This window comes from Dactylosporangium maewongense (assembly GCF_039531485.1).
GTDB lineage: Bacteria > Actinomycetota > Actinomycetes > Mycobacteriales > Micromonosporaceae > Dactylosporangium > Dactylosporangium maewongense.
Map to the genome: position 1 here is coordinate 34,098 of NZ_BAAAQD010000024.1, position 18,288 is coordinate 52,385.

Consider the following 18,288-nt stretch of genomic DNA (forward strand, 5'->3'; position numbering starts at 1 on the left):
ACCACATCGGTCAGCGGCCCTTCGGGCCCCTCGACGGGCGTCCTGGACTGCGCCGGCACGAACGGCACGACGGCGCCATGGCCGGCGGGCGCGGCGGCGTCCTCGGGCTGGTCGGCGCGCCGGGCGAGCCGCCCCGACACGGGCGGCGCGGAGATCGGCGCGAGGGTCAGGGCCAGCCGGGGAGCCCGGCGCCCCTTGCGCCCCGGACGCCCGAACGGCAGCGCACCGCCCTGCTCGACCGGCTCCTCGGCGGGCTGCTCGACGGGCTCGCCCGCGACCTCGGTGACCTCTGTGACCTCTGTGACCTCGGTGACCTCCGCCGCCTCGGCCGCACCGCCGACGGCCACCCAGTCGTCGTCCACCTCGCCGAGCGCCGCCTCGGCATCCACGTCGATCGGCTTGCGGGTGGTGATCCCGATCACGGCGCCGCGACTGTACGCCGGAAGCAACGGCGCGTCGGCCTTCCCCTCCTCCGCACGCCCGGCCCTCCGGCCCGCGGCCAGGTCGACCACCGCCCCGGTCCGCACGTCCACCCAGCCGAGGGGCGGCAGCTCGACCCCGACCGTCGCGGTGTCGCCGGGCTCCGGGGAGGCCGGCTCCAACCCCGCGGCATCCGACGGCTCGCCGTTCTCATCCAAGTGGATGAACTTGATCGGGGGGAGGAGCCCGGCTTCCGGCCCGAGCTCCAGGTCCGGCTCCGGCTCGAACTGCAGCTCCGGCCCGAACTCCACGTCCGGCTCCGGCTCGCTGGCTGGCTCGGGCTCTGCGTCGGACTCGAACTCCGGCTCCGCCCCGTCCTCGGCGACGTCGTGGGGCAGCGCGGCGCCGACCGGCTCGACATCCTGGTCCGGCTCCTGGTCCAGGTCCGGCTCCTGGTCCAGGTCCGGCTCCTGGTCCACATCCAGGCCCAGGTCCAGGTCCACATCCAGGTCCAGCGCTGGCTCCAGGTCCGGCTCCTGGTCCAGCTCCGTGTCTGGCTCCGGGGCGGCGGGCGGCGGCGGGGTGGGGAGTGCCGGGGTGAGCAGGTCCGTGTGCAGCGGCGGAGCCGACACCACCGGGGTGAGGTCGGTGGCGGCCAGGGCCGACGACGTGACGAGGGGCTCCAGGCCGGCGACGAGGACGTCGGTGACCTCGCGGGCGTACTGGCCGTCGGGGTCGTAGTCCGGGTCGAAGACGGTGACCTGCACGCCCACGCAGCGTGGGTCGGAGACCAGGCCGCTGAGCAGGATCTCCAGCTCCCGGTAGGCGATCCCGCCCACGTCGGGCGCGTCGACGGCCGGCATCACCGCCGGGTCCAGGACGTCGACGTCGACGTGCACCCAGAAGCCCGCGCAGTCGCGCAGCTGGTCGCGGGCCCACTGGGCGGAGCGGGCCGCGCCGTGCGAGCGCAGCTCCGGCACCGCCCGGGCGACGATCCCCGCGGCCTGCAGATCCAGGCGATACTCGTCGTGGGTGCGGATGCCCAGCAGGACGACGTCGACGTCGCGGAAGTACGGCCGGCGCTGCTCGATCGAGGCGAGGTTGCTCTGCCCGCGGCCGGTCGCCAGGGCGAGCGCCTCACCCGCGGCGGCGCCGACGTAGGAGGCGTTGCCCTCGTGGCGGAAGTCGGAGTGGCCGTCGACGTAGACCAGGCCGATCCGGCCGGCGAGGTCGGCCGAGTATCGCCGCATCGCCAGTCCCGCGCCGAGCAGGATCGAGCAGTCGCCGCCGAGGACGACCGGGAAGTCGCCGGAGGCGAGGATGGCGCCGATCCGGTCGGCCAGCCGGCGGACGAAGACGGCGATCTCGTCGGCCTGCGCGACGCCGTCGCCGGGCTGCCAGCCGGCCGGATCATACCGCGAGGGGGTGATGCACCCCGCGTCGCGGGCGCCCAGCCGGGCCAGCAGGCCGCTGTCGCGCAGCGCGCCGGGAGCTTTCGCGCAGCCGGGGACCGAGGTTGCGGTCGGTGGCCGCAACCCCAGGTTGCTCGGTGCGTCGACGACGGCGATCCGGCGCATCCCGCCCCGGCTCAGAACAGCGCGCTCGCCAGCGCCCGGCGGGCTTTGGCGACCGCGGGGTCGTCGGGCCCCGCGACGGTGAACAGCGAGACGAGGTGCTTGCGCACCGTCTCGCGGTCGTCGCCGGGGGTGCGGCGGACAAGGTCGATGAGGCGCTTGTAGGCCAGGTCGGCCTGGCCGGTGAGCACCTCGATGTCGGCGGCGAGCAGCTGGGAGGGGATGTCCTCACCCGCCGCCGCCAGGACCGCCGCCGGGTCGAGCCCGGAGGTGCGGCGCAGCAGGGCGACCTGGGCCAGGCCCGACTCGGCGATCGGGTCGGCCGGCGTGTCGGCGAGGATGGCGCGGTAGGCCCCCTCGGCACCGTCGAGGTCGCCGTCCATGAGGGCGTCGTCCGCGGCGAGCAGGCGCGGGTCGTCGCCGCGCTGGACCTCGATGCCGGCGGCCTTGAGCACCGCGTCGATCCACTGGCGGAGGTGGGTCTCGGGCAGCATCTGGTTGAACGCGTCGACGGGCTGCCCACCGACGATCGCGACGACGAACGGGATGCCCTGGATGCGGAACATCTGGGCGAGCCGCGGGTTGGCCTCGATGTCGACGCGGCCGAGCAGCCAGGTGCCATCACCTTCGGCGGCGAGCTTCTCCAGCAGCGGGGAGAACTGCTGGTGCGGCTGGCTGTCGGCGACGTAGAAGTCCAGGACGACCGGGGTCGTGACCGAACGCTGCAGGGCGGCGTCCTGGAAATTGGCCTCGGTGACGTCGAACACGAACGCCGAGCTCGGCGCGGCGGAGGGTTGGGCAGATCGCTGCGCCGCGGCCTGATTGCTCCGGGCCAGGGCTCCGAGGTCCACCGCCCCGCGGGTGAAGATCGACTGGGTCTGCCTTGGGTCGCTCATGGAGCTAGTTTTGCACGTGCCCCAAGTGGTCCGCCGCAAGTGACCGGTCGGATCCCCCTGCCACCAGTGTGACGGCGCCGTCGATGTGCTCCACGGTGAAGAGGGTGCCGGGCGGGAAGTCGCCGAGGACCTCCGGCGGCAGCTGGACGGTGCCGTCCCCGGCGACGACGGCGAAGTCCTGCCCGTCGCGGCCTTCGGCGCCGACGCGGCCGTCGCGGATGGTGACGGCGCGGCCGAGGCGGGTGCCCACGTCACCGTCGTGGGTGACGACGACGATGGTCGTGTTGCGCTCCTGGTTGACGGTCTCCAAGGCCTCGAGGACCTCGTCGCGGCCGGCGGTGTCGAGCTGGCTGGTGGGCTCGTCGACGAGCAGGAGACCGGGCCCGGCGGCGATGCCGACGGCGAGTGCCGCGCGCTGGCGGGCGCCGGGCGCGAGCTCGTCGATGCGGGCGCGGCCGAGGCCGGGCAGGCCGACGAGGTCCAGGATGCGGTCCGGGTCGTCGAGCTTGATGCCCTCGGTCCGGGCCGCGCGGCGCTGGGCGAGCCAGATGTTGCGGTGCAGCGTCGCGTAGGGCAGCAGGTTGCGGGCGGCGCCCTGCAGCACCACGCCGATCTCGGTGCCGCGGAGGCGGGCGATCTCGCCGTCGGAGAGCTTGCCCATGTCGTACGTGCCGATGTTGACCCTGCCGGCGGAGGGCCGCATGAGCCCGGCGAGCAGCGCGATCAGCGTCGACTTGCCGGAGCCGGACGGCCCGACGAGGGCGAGGGTCTCCCCCGGCCCGATCGACAGGTCGACGCCGGCGAGGGCCACGACGTCGCCCGCCTCGGCCCGGTAGATGTGCACGACCCGCCGGCAGGCCACCGCCAACCCGTTCATGAGCAGTCCCCTTATCGCTGTCTGGTCGCGGCACGGAGCCGGGCGCCGGCGAGGAGCGCCACGCCGGCGAGGATGAGCACGGCCGCCGCCCAGGCGACGGCGACCGGAAGTGGTGACGGCCAGATCGGCACCGGGAAGGTGCCGGGGTCGTCGGTGAACACCGGAAGATGTTCGCGCACCAGCAGCCAGCTTGCCAGAGCGGCGAACGGCCCGATGACCGCCGCGGTGCCGACCAGCGTCAGGTAGCCGTTGGCGGACGCGTCGCGGCGGGCGACGCCCTGCGCCCGCAGCGCCCGCAGCTCGCCGCGGCGGCGCTGCCGGTCCAGGGCGGTGACCAGCCAGAGCGCACCGCCGGCCAGGACGACGGCGAGGCCGGCGGCGAGCTCGTGGAAGCGCAGCGCGACGGCCGGCCCCTGCTCGTCGAGGGCGTCCCGCAGCGGGCCGATGCGCTGGTCCTTCATCACCTTCAGACCCTGCGCCTGCACCCGGTCGAGGACGTCGGCCGGGGCGTTGGCGTTGAGCCAGACCTGCGGGGTGATGGTGTCGACGGGCTCGGTGGAGAGCCGCTCGGCGTAGTCGAGGTCGACGATGCCGCCGCGCGAGCCGAGGCGGGGCACCTGGACGACCTCGCCGGCGACCTGCACGGCGGTCTGGGACCCGTCGAAGGTCGCCATGTGGTCGCCCATGCCCGCGGTGCGGGCCATGACGACCGGCATCGGCGACGGCACATCCGCCGGCATGAGCCGGTAGGCGACGTCGGCGCCCTTGTAGTTGGCCACCTCCAGGCGCAGCCCGCCGTCGGCGAGGGACACCTGCGGCACGAGCAGCTTGGGGCCGGGGGTCTCCGGGACCCGCCACTCGTCGGCCTGGCTGAAGTCGGTGACGGTCTGGCCGCGCTGGGCCATGGAGTGCAGGGTGATCGTGGCGTCGAAGCCGCGGTCCTCCGGCTGGTCGATGCGCAGCGCGGCGAGGCGGCACTTGTTGACGCACATCGGGAGGTTCTTGACGTACGTGTGGCGCCCCAGCTGCGGCGCACCGAAGTCGACGGCGCCGGCGGCGCCCCCGTCCAGGGGCACCACGGCCAGGATGAACCTGACCCGGAACGCGTCGGCGAGCTTGTCGACGGTGATGTCGAGGCTCACGTCCTTGTTGTCCAGGATGATGCTCTCCCGCGGGACGTCGGGGCGCAGCACGGCGGCGGCCTCGGCGGCGGTGAGATGGGCGTCGTTCCACAGCGCGACCTTGGCGAGGCGGGTGGAGTCGACGGCGAGCACCGGCGGGACCGCCGAGTCCTCCGACTTCGGCAGCATCGCCGCCGCCATCGCGAAGTCGCCGGCCGGGTCCAGCGCCCGGACCTTCGTGAGCAGCTCGGTGCGGCTGACGGGCTCGACGGTGAGCACCCGGTCGGCGCCCTGCTCGACCCTGATCCGCAGGTCACGGTTGTCGTCGGAGGCGGTCGCCGCGGTCGCCGCGAAGCAGGCCAGGGCGATCGCGACCACGAACAGGGCGAGGATGCGCTGGCTGCCGGGGCGGCGGGCCATCGCGTACGCGGCGAGGGTCGGGCCGATCCTGCCGCGGCGCAGGGCGCGCCGGCCGCTGCGCTCGGCGAGGGGCAGCACGCCGCGGGCGGCGAGCAGGCCCGCCGCGATGACGACCAGCGAGGGGCCGAACGTCGCGAAGCCGGTCAGGCCGTTGTCGCCCTCGCGCAGCTGCAGCACGGCGACGACGGCGAGCACCACCACCGCGACCTCGAAGACCGGGGCGCCCCAGCGCGACAGCCGGCTCGGCACGTTGCGCAGCAGGTCGATGGTCTTCTTGGCCAGCTCCGCCCGCTGGGCGAGCACCGCCGCGAACAGGGCGCCGACGACGGCGACCAGCGCCCACGCGCTGGCTCCCTCGGACAGCGGCACGTCGCCGCTGGCGCCCAGCAGCAGCCAGGCGGCGAGCCGGACGAGGTAGTTGCCGGCGATGAAGCCGGCGGCGGCGCCGAACAGGATCGGCACGATGCTCTCGCCGGCGGCGAGCCACCAGCGGCGCGGGAAGGTGACCCCGCGCAGGGCCATCAGGCCGAGCTCGAGCCGGCGTTCGGCGGTCGCGGACGCGACGGCGACGAAGAGCACGAACCAGCACAGCAGCACGAGCGGCACCGCGGCGACCGGCACGACCTGGGCGACCAGGCCGCGGTCGCGCTCGATCCTGGTCAGCAGGTGCGGCAGGTCCGCCTTGACCGTCGGCGACCCGGACAGGCCCTGCAGCTGGGAACGGCCGCTCTCGACGGCGCCGTTGACCGCGGCGAGGCTCTCGCCGGTGATCGCGTCGTGGTCGATGACGACATCGAGGGCCTGACGCTCGGTCAGGCGCTCGATCGACTCCAGCGAGAGCCGGCTGGCGAAGATCGGTGCGGTGACGCGCCGGGCGGACTCCCGGCTGTCGAAGTAGCCGAAGTCGGCCCAGTACTGCTCGGTCACGTCGACCGGCTCGTACGCGCCGACGACCGACATGGCCGTGGGCTTGCCGGACGGCACCCATTCCTGGCCCTCGGCGTCGAACGTGGACCAGTCGACGTCCAGCACCGTCCCGATGCCGACCTTGAGCAGGTCGAGCGTCGGCTTGCTGAGGATGATCTCGCTCGGGCTGATGAAGCAGCGACCCTCGACGATCCGCACGTGCTCGCAGGTGCCGTCGCGGTACACGAACCGGGGCGCGACCGGCTCGACGCCGGGCACCGGGCCGGTCACGTACGTATTGGTCTCGGCGCTGAACACGGTCGAGAACCCGGGGAAGACGAAGACCTTGGGCGCCAGGTCCTCGAAGGCGCGGTCACCGGCCTTCGTCTCCCGGCGGGCCTGCACGACCAGCTCGTTGACGGGCGCGGCGGCGACCTCGCTCGCCACCACCGCCCGGTCGGCGGTGGTGATGTAGACCGGCGCGCTCACCGCGGCCGCCATGGCGAACATGGCCATCACGAACGCGGTCACGGCCTGCCCGGGCCGTGCCCTGATCATCGACAGCACAAGCCCGATCACGCCGCCACCTCCGCTTCGCTCCGGCGTCGGCCTGATCCAGACACTGCGCCCATGGTTCGCGACCCTCCGCTGCGCTCCGGCTCGGTCATGCCGCCGCCTCCGCTTCGCTGCGGCGCCGGCCTGACTCCAGCACTGCGCCCATGGTTCGCGACCCTCCGCTGCGCTCCGGCTCGCTCACGGAGTGCTCCATCCGTCGGCGAAGTAGGGCAGGACGTCACCGATGTAGGTGCGGATGAGCACGACGAGCAGCAACCCGGTGAGGAGGGAGGCGCCGACGAGGATCAGGTAGCCCTCGACGGCGACGCGCTGCACGAGCCGGGCCGGTGCGCCCTGGTTGCGCAGCGCGCTGAGCTCCGCGGACCGCGGCCGGCGCTCGACCGCGGCGACGACGGTGGCCGAGCCGATCGCCAGCGCGACCCCGACGATCGCCGACAGCAGCATGAACTGCAGGGTCAGCGGCGGGCCGAAGGACGCGTAGCGGGCGGCGGTGCCGTCGATCGTCTCCTCGCCCTGCACGATCAGCCCCTGCGCCTCGAGCCGCCCCACGACGTCGCGCGGCGCGTCGGAGGCGAGCCAGACCTGCATCGACTCGCCGGCGCCGAAGTCGGCGCCGAGCCGGTCGGCGTATTCGAGGTCGACGAGCACGCCCTGGTCGCCGATGCGCGGCAGCCGGGTCGCGGAGCCGGCGATCCGCTCGGAGATGGACGCCGAGCCGTACGTGACCCGCTGGTCGCCGGCGATGCGCTGCTGGAGCCGCTTGGCCCGGATGGAGGCGATCGGCGCCGGCGTGTCGATCGGGTAGACGCCGGGGTCGGTCGCCGGACCGGGCCTGATCGGCGCCACCCGCAGCACCAGGCCGGCGGCGGCCGGCGCGACGATCAGGTTGGGCGGCGCCGGCGAGACGGACAGGCGCCATCGGGTCCGGTCGCTCAGGGTCTCCTTGCCGAGCACGGGCGACCCGGCCGACAGGCCGCGGACGGTGACCTCGATGCCGGGGCGGGCGGCGAAGAACACCTTCTGGTCGAGGGTGCTCTGGGTGATCGCCAGCGAGCTCAGCCGGCAGCCCGGCGCCTTGGCGCAGGCGGGCACCTGGGCCTTCAGCGTCGCGGGGCCCGCCACGAGCGGGCCGACCCTGGCGACCAGCCGGGCACCGGCCGGGTCGGCGAGCACGGCCTCGAAGAAGAGCGTCCGGCCCCGCTCGGGCGCGGTCATGGCCACGTCCAGGTCGAACGTCAGCTCCCCGCCGGTGACCATGACGGGGTCGGGCGCCTGCGGGTGCAGGGTGGCCGCGGCCTGCTCGGCGGTCATCCCGTATTCGGGGCGCCAGGCCGCCACGGCCGGCAGCCGCGGGCTGTCCACGAGCAGGACCCGGTCCTGGGCGGAGCGCAGCGACTGCACGACCGCCATCGCCTGCTTGCCCGACGGGTCGGCGGCACGGACCGCGTGGAGCAGGGCGAGCCGGTTCTCGGCGCGGACGATGAGCACGCGGTCGGCGCCGACCTCCAGCTCGGCCCGGTCGCGCCCGGCATCGACGCCCGCGCTCCAGGTGATGTACGAGGTGCCGAGCAGCGCGACCGTGACGATCATGAGCGCGGCCAGCCGGTGGACGCCGGGCCGGCGCGCCAGGTAGATGGCGGTGAGCGCGCGGGCCGGGCGGCCGTGCCGCAGCGCGCCCTCGACCATCCGGCCGGCGATCGCCGTGATCGCGCGGGACGCGACCAGGGCGCAGGCGAGGGCGGCGAGGCCGGGCGCCAGCAACGCGAGCCCCGCGGCGTCCCCGGAGGCGCGGTGCTTCACCTGGTACACGGCGATCCCGGCGACGATGACCAGCACCAGGTCGAACAGGTCCCGCCAGGCGCGGGCCCGGCCCGGGGCCTGGCGCAGCAGATCGGCGACGGTCGAGCCGAGCGCGCGACGCTCCGCGAGCAGCGCGGCCAGCAGCGCGCCGAGGACGGCGACGACCACCGCGCCGACGGACAGCGACGCGGCCTGCGAGACGACCGCGGGCTCCTGGATCGCGCCGGTGACGGCGGTGGCCACCAGATACCCCAGCGGCAGCCCGATCAGCGCCCCGGCGATCATCGGCACCGCGCTCTGCCCGCCGACGAGGGCCCAGGTGCGGCCGCGGGTGGCGCCGCGCAGCTTGACCAGGCCGACGTCCGGGCGGCGCTCCTCACCGGTGTACTTGACCGCCAGGTACAGGGCGAACCAGCAGAGCAGGAGCAGCTGGAACGCGCCGACGGGGACGCCGAGGCTGAGCAGCTGCCGGTCCCGCTCGACCCGGTCGGCCGTGACGGTGAGGCTGGTGTACATGCTGAGCCGGTTGTTGGCCGCCTTGACCGTCGCCGCGGCGAGGAACGCGCGGACCTCCGACGGGGTGTTCTCGACGAAGAGCTTCGGCTCGGCGACCATGTCGACGACGAAGCGCAGCTTCGCCGGCTGGATCTTGTCGAACACGGCCCCGCCGACAAGCGCCGCGTCGTCGACCGGCTCCGTGATCTCCGGCGGCGCGCCGGCGGGCAGGTCGACCGCGATCAGCTGGGCGTTGCTGCTCCAGAACGGGTCGACCGGGTCGATCGGCCGGTAGATCCCGGTGACGGTGAGCTGGAGCGCGTCGTGGACGTCGACCGCCTCGTAGCTGACCTGGTCGCCGGGCTTGACGCCCAGCCAGTGAGCGGTGCGGTAGCTGAGCATCACCTCGCCCGCGCCGGTGGCGCACCGGCCCTCGACGGTGGCGCGGTCGCACCCGCCGGTGCGCAGGGTCAGCGGCGAGTCGGTCTCGCGCTTCACGCCCAGGGCGCTGCCGCCGTCCTGCGGCGCGGCGGAGACCAGCGAGCCCGTCAGGTAGGCCCCGGTGTAGGTGGTGAACCCGCCCAGCTCCACGACCGACTGTGTCAGCTGCGCGTTGGCCTCCAGGTGCGCCGCGACGGAGCCGCCCTCGATCTGGCCCTCACCGACGGTTTCGAGGGACCGCTCGGTGATCGGCGCCGACTCGACGTGACGGGTCGCGATGCGCTCCGTGGACGCGAGGACATACCAGGGTGCGGCCGCCGCGGCGGCCGCGGCGAGCGTGCTCAGCAGGAGCAGCGTCAGCGCCTGTGTCCGCCTGGCCCGCAACGCTGCGAGCACGAGTGCCAGCAAGGCCCCTCCCCCGTCGGTCAAGGTCGTTCGTAAGAAGACCAACCGGGAGAGGGGCCGGTTGCATTGCGATTAGGTAACTGCCAGCTCAGAACCGCGCGGGCTCGCGGTAGATGCCCCATTCGTCCTTGAGTGCCCCGCAGATCTCGCCGAGGGTCGCCTCGGCACGGCACGCGTCCAGCATCGCCGGGATCATGTTCCCGCCGGTACGAGCCGCCGCCACCATCTCCTGAATCCGCCGCTCCACGAGGGCGTTGTCCCGCTCGGCCCGGCGGGCGCCGAGGAGCTTGTTCTGCTCGGTCTCGACCTCGTGCGAGACCCGCAGGATGTCCAGGTCCCGGGTCAGCGAGCCGGTGTGCACGTTGACGCCGACGACCCGCTTGTCGCCCTTCTCGAGGGCCTGCTGGTAGACGAAGGCACTGTCGGCGATCTCCGACATGAACCAGCCGTCCTCGATGCCGCGCAGGATGCCGGCGGTGATGGTGCCGTCGCCGCCCATGTCGCGGATGCGCTGGAAGATCGCCTCCGCCTCGGCCTCGATGCGGTCGGTCAGCGCCTCGACATACCAGGAGCCGCCGAGCGGGTCGGCGACGTTGGTGACGCCGGTCTCCTCCATCAGCACCTGCTGGGTGCGCAGGGCGATCTCGGCGGCTTCGTCGGTGGGCAGCGCCAGGGTCTCGTCCAGCGCGTTGGTGTGCAGCGACTGGGTGCCGCCGAGGACCGCGCTGAGCGCCTCGACCGCCGTGCGCACGACGTTGTTGTACGGCTGCTGGGCGGTCAGCGAGACGCCGGCCGTCTGCGTGTGGAACTTGAGCCACAGGGCCTTCTCGCTGGTGGCGCCATACACGTCGCGCAGCCAGCGGGCCCAGATCCGCCGGGCCGCGCGGAACTTCGCGATCTCCTCGAAGAAGTCGATGTGCGCGTCGAAGAAGAAGCTCAGACCGGGCGCGAACCTGTTGACGTCCAGCCCCCGGGACTGGCCGAGCTCCACGTACCCGAAGCCGTCGGCGAGGGTGTATGCCAGCTCCTGCGCGGCCGTCGAGCCGGCCTCACGGATGTGGTAGCCGGAGACGGACAGCGGCTTGTAGCGCGGGATCTCCTTGCCGCAGAACTCCATCAGGTCGCCGATGAGGCGCAGGTGCGGCTCGGGCGGGAAGAGCCACTCCTTCTGCGCGATGTACTCCTTGAAGATGTCGGTCTGCAGGGTGCCGTCGAGAACGCCGAGGTCGGCGCCCTGCCGCTCGGCCGCCACCAGGTACATGCAGAAGACGGGCACCGCCGGCCCGGAGATGGTCATGCTGGTGGTGACGTCGGCGAGGGGGATGCCGTCGAAGAGCACGTCCATGTCGGCGGCGGAGTCGATCGCGACCCCGCAGTGGCCGACCTCGCCGAGCGACTGCGGGTCGTCGGAGTCGCGGCCCATCAGCGTCGGCATGTCGAAGGCGACGGAGAGCCCGCCGCCGCCCGCGCCGAGCAGCATCTTGTAGCGGGCGTTGGTCTGCTGCGCGTTGCCGAAGCCGGAGAACTGCCGGATGGTCCACGTGCGGCCGCGGTACCCCGTGGGGTGCAGCCCTCGCGTGTACGGATACTCACCAGGCCAGCCGATGCGCTCGAAGCCGGGTACGTCGGCACCCTCCGGCGGCCCGTAGACCGGGTCGACCCGGGTCCCGGACAGGGTGGTGAAGTCGGCGTCGCGCTTGCGGGCCTCGTCGTAACGGCGCTGCCAGCGGGCGCGGCCCTCGGCGATGTCGTGGGCGTCCATGGGGTGTCGGCGCTCCTCGAGAAACTCGGCGTGATCGGGTTGTCCGTCTCACCGTCGATGGTATGCGCTCCCTGAACGATCGCTAAGGAGGGTGGGACAAGTCCCACCCTCCGTTCACGACGACGTTACGCGGCGGAGGCGGCCTCAGACTCCGGAAGCGTGTCGCTCACGTGGACGTCGTCCACGACGATGTCGACGGAGGTGACCTCGAGTCCGAGCAGGTTCTCGATCGCGCCGATGACGTTGGCGCGGACCTTCTCGGCGACGGAGTAGAGCACGAAGCCGTACTCGATCACGAGCGTGACCCGCACGGCGGCGCTGCGGCCCTCCAGGCGGACGTGCACGCCACGGTTGCCGTTCTCCCGCTCCTCGCCGTCGCCGAGGCCGATGCGGTCGCGGACCGAGGCGAAGACCCGGGCGACGTCGCCGCCGAGGTCGTACACGCCGGGGACCTCACGGGTGGCGATGCCGGCGATCTTCTCGACCACCTCGTCGGCGATGGTCGTGGTGCCCCGCTCGGCGGCGAGCTCGGCGGAGTTGCGCAGCCGGTCGACGACCTGCGAGGCGATCCGCCCCGACGCGGCGGCGGTCGTCGTGGCGAGCTCACCGACCCGGTCGGCGGTGGTGGTGGCGAACTCGCCGACCCGCTCGGCGGCGTCGGACGCGAAGGCGCTGACCCGCTCGCCGGTGGAGGCGGCGGTGCCCGCGACAGAGCCCGGAGCCGCCGGCTCGATGGAGAGCGCGTCGCCGGTCATGTCGGGATCGTCCACGTCATTGCGCTGCGCGGGGATGCCCGCGGTCACCTCGGTCATTGCTGCTCCTCCCCTGGGTCCGTCGGCCGAGCGCGAGCGTACTCGCGCCCGGCGAACGCGGGCAGAGGCTTAACGGACCAGTTGGGCAACTCCGTCGGACAGGTGGAGCTCGCGGTCGCAGGCGGCCGCGGCCTCCGGGTCGTGGGTGGCGAAGACGACCGCCGCGCCGCGGCGGGCCTCTTCATGCAGGAGCTCCATGACCTTCTGCCGGTTGGTGGAGTCCAGCTCGCTGGTCACCTCGTCGGCGAGCACCACGGCGCCGTGCAGGGCCAGGCCCCGGGCGATCGCGGTGCGCTGCTGCTGGCCGCCGGAGAGCTCCTCGACCAGCTGGTCGGCCTGGCTGCCGAGGCCCAGGCGCTCCAGCGACGCCACGGTCGCCCGCCGGGCGTCGGCCGGTGCCGCACCGCCGGCGATCATCGCCACCTGGATGTTCTCCTGCGCGGTGAGGATCGCGGCGAGGCCGTTGTCCTGCGGGATCAGCACGACCTTCTCGGACACGGCGTGGTCGCGGTCGCGCAGCGGCGTGCTGTCGACGGCCACCGTCCCGGCCGCCGGCTTCAGCAGCCCGGCCATCGCCCACAGCAGCGTCGTCTTGCCGGCCCCGGACGGCCCGGTCACGGCGAGGATCTGCCCCGGTGAGACGACCACGGACACGTCGCGCAGCACGGGGTGGTCGCGCTCGTACGCGACCGTGACACCGTCGACCGTCAACGTCTTCACTGCATGTCCTCCAACAACGTGTGAGACCGGGCGGGCACCAGCAGCACCGTGCCGTCGGGCTGCGGCTCCACCCCGACCAGGGTGCCGGGCGGCAGCATGCGCAGCACCTCCTGCGGCAGGTGCACCGTACCGTCGCGACCGACCACCGCGTAGTCCTCTCCGCGACGTCCCTCGGCGCCGACCCGCCCGTCGCGGATCGTGACGGTGCGGCCCATCCGCAGGCCGACGTCCGGGTCGTGCGTCACGACGACGACGGTCGTGCCGGCCCGGCGGACCGCGTCCAGGGCGAGGAGCACCTCGTCGCGGGCGTGGGTGTCGAGCTGGCTGGTCGGCTCGTCGGCGAGCAGCAGTCCCGGCCGGGCGGCCAGCCCGACGGCGAGCGCCAACCGTTGACGCTCACCAGGAGAGAGTCGCTGCGGCAGCTGCCGGTTGCGTCCCCGCCCGCTGAGGCCGACCATCGCGAGCACCTCGCGGGGATCGGCCAGCTGCCGGGAGCTGCCGGAAGGGCGTGACACCCGGCGCCGGTCACCGGGGACGCCGCGCTGGGCGAAGCGCACGTTCTGCTCCGCGGTCAGGTACGGCAGCAGGTTGCGCGACGCGCCCTGCAGCACGACGCCGACGTCGGTGGCCCGCAGCTGCTGCAGCTCGGCGGGCGTGGCGCGGGCGAGGTCGTGCTCGCCGACGCTGACCCGGCCCGCCGACGGTGGCAGGAGCCCGGCGAGCAGCGACAGCAGGGTCGATTTGCCCGACCCGGACGGCCCGAGCAGCGCGACCGACTCCCCGGCGGAGATGTCGAGGTCGACCCCCGACAACGCCACGACGTCGTAGCCCTCAAGGCGGTAGATGTAGACCAGCCCACGGCAGGTCACCGAAAGCCCGCTCATGCCGCACCGTCCCGCAGTCGTTCGGGCGTGGCGCGACCCATCAGCCGCAGCGCCATCAGTACAGCGGCCGCCAACGCCAACACGATGGCGGCGACGGCAACGGGCAGGGCGCCCATGCCGAGCTCCCACGTGATCGGCGACGCGACCCCGACGGTCACGAGCGGGATCCCCGGCAGCATCACCATCGCGCCGAGCAGTCCGGCGCCGAGACCGACGACGAGCGGGACGCCGAGCAGCGCCCGGTACTCCCGGAACACCGCCCTGCGCAGCTGCCCCGACCGCACCCCGGCGACCCGCAGCGCGGCGAGCTCGTAGAGGCGGGCGCGGACCCCGACGTAGGCGGTCAGCAGCACCACGCCGATCGCGAGGAGGATCGCGACCCCGCCGGCCAGCAGGTAGAGCCACAGCCCGAGCGCCGGTGCGCGGCGGGCGAGCTGCTCCAGCTGCCCGTCGATCGTCTCCGTCCGCAGCACCTGCACCCCGGCGGACGCGAGCCGCCGGTCGAGGTCCGCGGGCGCGGCCGAGGAGGCCCACACCTCGTAGCGCAGGGTCGCGTTGTCGGCGAGGCTCGCGCCGCGCTCGGCCATCCGCGTCGCGTAGTCGAGGTCGAACAGCACCCCGCGCCGGCCGGCCCTGGGCAGGCTGCCGGCGTGCGCCGCGACCGTGAACGGCTGCGGCTGGTCGGAGAAGCCGGGCAGCTTGAACGTCGCAGCCGCCGCGTCGTCGGTGGGCGCGCCACCGGCGAGGACGGCGGGCAGCGCCTCCGGGGTGTCGAAGTGCTCGACGACGGCGTCGGAGGGGTCGCTGCCGGAGACGTCGACGCCGAGCGCCACGCCCGTCCGGACGACGACCTGTGCGGCGCCCGGCCGGGCCCGCCAGCGCCCGGGGAGGTCGAAGCTGGACGCGAGGGGGGCGCCGTCGCTGCTCAGGCCGCGGACGGCGACGGTGACCGCGAAGGGCTCGCTGCCGCCGGCCGCGCGGCCGATCGCGAGGCCGACGAGCCGGCAGCCGCTCCCGCAGCCGGGGAGGCTCGCATGGTACGAACGGGTCCCCTTCGCCAGCCCGCCGAGCCCGATGGTGCGGGGCGGCTGGCCGGGCGCGGCGACGACCGCGGCGACCCGCAGCGCCGGTTTGGCCGGCAGCGTGTCGACGGAGATCTCCGCGGCGACGTCCTTGCCGAGCCGCAGCGGCGCGGCGACGTCCGGGTGCAGGCGTGCGGCGATGTCGCTGACGTCGGCGCGGGAGTGCCCGCGCCACACCGCGACCTCCGCCAGCCGGCCGGACTGCACCCCGAGCAGCTCGACGGGGGCGTTGTCGAAGCGCTGGCTGGCCCGCACGACGGCCATCGAGTGCCCGCCCGGGTCGGCCTTGTCGACCGCGGCCTCCAGGGCCGACGGGTGGTCGGCGGCGACGGTGAGGACCCGCTGCGCGCCGACGGTGTCGTCGGCGGTGTCGCGGCGGGCCCGCCCGGCCGCGTCCCACGCGGTCGCGGCGAAGGTCAGCAGCGCCACCGCGACCGTCACCACGACCACGAGCCGCCGGCCGCCGGGGCGGCGGGACAGCTGCGCGGCCGACAGCAGCGGCACGATCCGGCCGCGGCGGCGGGCGATCCGCAGCCGCGCCTGCGACCACAGGCCGAGCAGCCGGGCCGCGGCGACGCCGACGACGACCGCGAGCAGCGGCGGCGCCAGCAGCGCCAGGGGCGAGCCGCGGTCGTTGGCGGCGGCGGCGAGGCTGGCCGCGGCGAGCGCGACGACGACGCCGTCCGCGACGCCGGCCCGCCGGCCGCCCCGCTCCGGCACGCGCCGCAGCAGGCCGAGGATCGGCCGGGCGAGGGTCTGCCGGCCGGCGAGCACCGCGGCGGCGATCCCGGCGGCCAGGGCGAGAGCGGCGCCGGCGAACACCGGCCAGCGCACCTCGACCCCGACCCCCTCGGCCAGCAGCGCCCCGGCGGCGACCTGCACGAGCAGCAGCCCGGCGGCGATCCCGGCGGGGACCGCGGCGATGATCAGCAGCAGCACCTCGCCGAGGCCGAACCTGGTGGCCCGTCCGGACGGGTAGCCGCGCAGCTTCGCCAGGGCGATCTCCGGCGCGCGCTCCTCGGTCAGCGAGGCGACGAGCAGGAACAGCACGAACCAGCACAGCAGCAGCAGCGGCACCGCGATGACCGGCGCCGTCCGTCCGATGCTGGCCTGGTCGGCGTCGATGTCGCGCAGGACCGCCGGGAGGGTGGTGGTCAGCTCCAGCTCCTCGCCGCGCAGCCGGTCACCCAGGGTCTGGATGCCGTCGCGGAGCCCGGCGACGTCGTCGAGCCTGACCCGGTCCGCGCGCAGCGGGTACTCCAGGCGGGTCGCGAGCGTCGCGGTGCGCTCCAGCCGCAGGTCGTCCTCGGTCATCGAGAACAGGGCGTCGGCCGTGCTGTCGCTGGCGCTGAAGTAGGAGGTGCGGCCCCAGTACGCGGCGTCGGCGTCGGTCGGGGTGTAGAGGCCGCTGATCGTGAACGTCTTGTCGTGCCCGCCGGTCGCCGGCCCGAGGTGGACGGTGAGGTGGTCCCCGGTCTTCAGGTCCCGGGCGGCGGCGGTGCGCTTGCTGACCACGATCTGGCCCGGGTCGTCCGGGCAGGTGCCGTCGATCGTCAGGTGGTAGCAGGCGTTGTCGCGGTACGCGAGCTTGGCGTTGGTGTCGCCGAACGAGATCTCGGTGTCGATGGCCGCGACCGGCAGGTCCAGCCGGTCGGCGAGCAGTTGGTCCTTGGCGAGCGCGGTGTTCATGGCCAGCCGGATCTCGGCGAGGTCCTTGAACGCGGCGCTGTCTGCGGTGCCCTTTGCCCCGGCGGTCAGCCCGGTCGCGTCGGTGGACGCGGCGGACAGGCCGTCGGTGAGCACGGACTGCTGCGCGGCACGGCTGTACGCGGGTGCGAGCACGGCCGCCGTGGTCGCCGTCACGGCGAGGAGGAAGACCACGAACGACCGGCCGGCCCGGTACCTGATGCCACGCAGCATGACGGTCCAGGCCGTCAAGATGTGCCCCCTGTGCTGGTCGAGCTGAAGGTTGACCCGCAGACCTTAGCGGTCGTTCCGCCGCTCGGTCATGGTCACCAGCTCGCTCGCGGCGGTGTGTGGATCCAGGTCACCGTCCGCCACCTGCCTCGCCAGGCCGGCGAGCACGGCGCCGTCCCGCAGGGCTTCCATCCGGCCACGCAGCGTGCCCAGCGCGATCGCCTCGATCTCGGCCGCGGCCCGCCGCTCGCGACGCCGGCGCAGCTCGCCGGTGTCGTGCAGGTGCTCGCGGTGCTCGGTGATCGTCGCAACGATCTCGTCGATGCCCTCGCCCCGCGCCGCGACGGCCCGCAGCACCTTGGGCCGCCACTGGCCGGGCGCGCGCTCGCCGAGCCCGATCATGCCCTGGATGTCGCGGTACGTGGCGTCGGCGCCGTCCCGGTCCGCCTTGTTGACCACGAAGATGTCGGCGATCTCCAGCACGCCCGCCTTCGCCGCCTGGATCGAGTCGCCCATGCCCGGGGCGAGCAGGACCAGCGTCGTGTCGGCGAGCCCCGCGATCTCGACCTCGGCCTGGCCGACGCCGACGGTCTCCACGACGACGGGGTCGCAGCCGGCGCCGTCGAGCACCCGCACCGCCTGCGGGGTCGCCGCCGACAGCCCGCCGAGGTGCCCGCGGCTGGACATCGAGCGGATGTAGACGCCCGGGTCGGTCGCGTGGTCCTGCATCCGGACGCGGTCGCCGAGGATCGCCCCGCCGGTGAACGGGCTGGACGGGTCGACGGCGAGCACACCCACCCGCCTGTCCTGCTTGCGGAACGCGCGGACCAGCTCGTTGGTGGTGGTGGACTTGCCGACGCCGGGCGAGCCGGTCAGCCCCACGACGTGGGCGTCGCCGGCGTGCGGCGCGAGGGCGGCGGCCACCTGCGGTAGCAGCTCGTCACCGTCCTCCACCAGCGACACCAGGCGGGCGACGGCGCGGGGGTCACCCTCTCGCGCCTTCGCCACCAGGTCCGGCACGTCCCGCGATCGCCGGACGCTCACCGCTGCGGTTCCTTGTCGCCGTTTTCGCTCATGTACGGCATGATCGCCGCTCCAGGCGCTCCGCGCCCGGGGGTGAGCCCCGTTCCTCCCCCTCGACCGAGCCGACCGTCCACCCCGAGCACCGCTCGATATGCGG

10 protein-coding genes and 1 pseudogene are annotated in these 18,288 nt (G+C 74.1%); all 11 read right to left on the reverse strand.

What is annotated here, in order from left to right; all coding sequences use genetic code 11:
• Positions 1-1,096: 1,096 nt before the first annotated feature.
• Positions 1,097-1,997, reverse strand: a pseudogene (locus ABD332_RS44040) (arginase family protein); the annotation flags it as partial.
• 11 nt (positions 1,998-2,008) lie between these two features.
• On the reverse strand, positions 2,009-2,890 hold the full coding sequence (locus ABD332_RS44045) for a tetratricopeptide repeat protein (protein WP_344510195.1): 882 nt from the start codon (positions 2,888-2,890) through the stop codon (positions 2,009-2,011).
• A gap of 4 nt (positions 2,891-2,894) precedes the next feature.
• Positions 2,895-3,767 carry an ABC transporter ATP-binding protein gene (locus tag ABD332_RS44050; protein WP_052387520.1) on the reverse strand — a complete coding sequence of 291 codons (873 nt, stop codon included), beginning with the start codon at positions 3,765-3,767 and terminating at the stop codon, positions 2,895-2,897.
• Between the two features lie 11 nt (positions 3,768-3,778).
• Positions 3,779-6,793: an FtsX-like permease family protein gene (locus ABD332_RS44055; RefSeq protein WP_344510199.1), complete on the reverse strand. Its 3,015-nt coding sequence runs from the start codon at positions 6,791-6,793 to the stop codon at positions 3,779-3,781.
• 174 nt (positions 6,794-6,967) lie between these two features.
• Entirely contained in the window at positions 6,968-9,934 is a 2,967-nt protein-coding gene (locus tag ABD332_RS44060) for an FtsX-like permease family protein (protein ID WP_344510201.1), read from the reverse strand.
• Positions 9,935-10,019: 85 nt separating this feature from the next.
• Positions 10,020-11,693, reverse strand: coding sequence for a coenzyme B12-dependent isobutyryl-CoA mutase large subunit (gene icmA, locus ABD332_RS44065; RefSeq protein WP_344510202.1), 1,674 nt, complete (start codon positions 11,691-11,693; stop codon positions 10,020-10,022).
• A gap of 125 nt (positions 11,694-11,818) precedes the next feature.
• Complete coding sequence (locus ABD332_RS44070; RefSeq protein WP_344510203.1) at positions 11,819-12,505, reverse strand: Asp23/Gls24 family envelope stress response protein; 687 nt, start codon at positions 12,503-12,505, stop codon at positions 11,819-11,821.
• Positions 12,506-12,574: 69 nt separating this feature from the next.
• Positions 12,575-13,225 carry an ABC transporter ATP-binding protein gene (locus ABD332_RS44075; protein WP_344510205.1) on the reverse strand — a complete coding sequence of 217 codons (651 nt, stop codon included), beginning with the start codon at positions 13,223-13,225 and terminating at the stop codon, positions 12,575-12,577.
• Positions 13,222-14,109, reverse strand: coding sequence for an ABC transporter ATP-binding protein (locus tag ABD332_RS44080; protein WP_344510207.1), 888 nt, complete (start codon positions 14,107-14,109; stop codon positions 13,222-13,224). Before ABD332_RS44080 ends, ABD332_RS44075 begins: the two co-directional genes overlap by 4 nt.
• Positions 14,106-17,129 carry an ABC transporter permease gene (locus ABD332_RS44085; protein ID WP_344510209.1) on the reverse strand — a complete coding sequence of 1,008 codons (3,024 nt, stop codon included), beginning with the start codon at positions 17,127-17,129 and terminating at the stop codon, positions 14,106-14,108. The genes ABD332_RS44080 and ABD332_RS44085 overlap by 4 nt, the downstream gene beginning before the upstream one ends.
• A gap of 45 nt (positions 17,130-17,174) precedes the next feature.
• The gene (gene meaB / locus ABD332_RS44090) at positions 17,175-18,152 is read right to left on the reverse strand and encodes a methylmalonyl Co-A mutase-associated GTPase MeaB (RefSeq protein WP_344510211.1); all 978 of its coding nucleotides are present in this window, start codon (positions 18,150-18,152) and stop codon (positions 17,175-17,177) included.
• Positions 18,153-18,288: the final 136 nt, after the last annotated feature.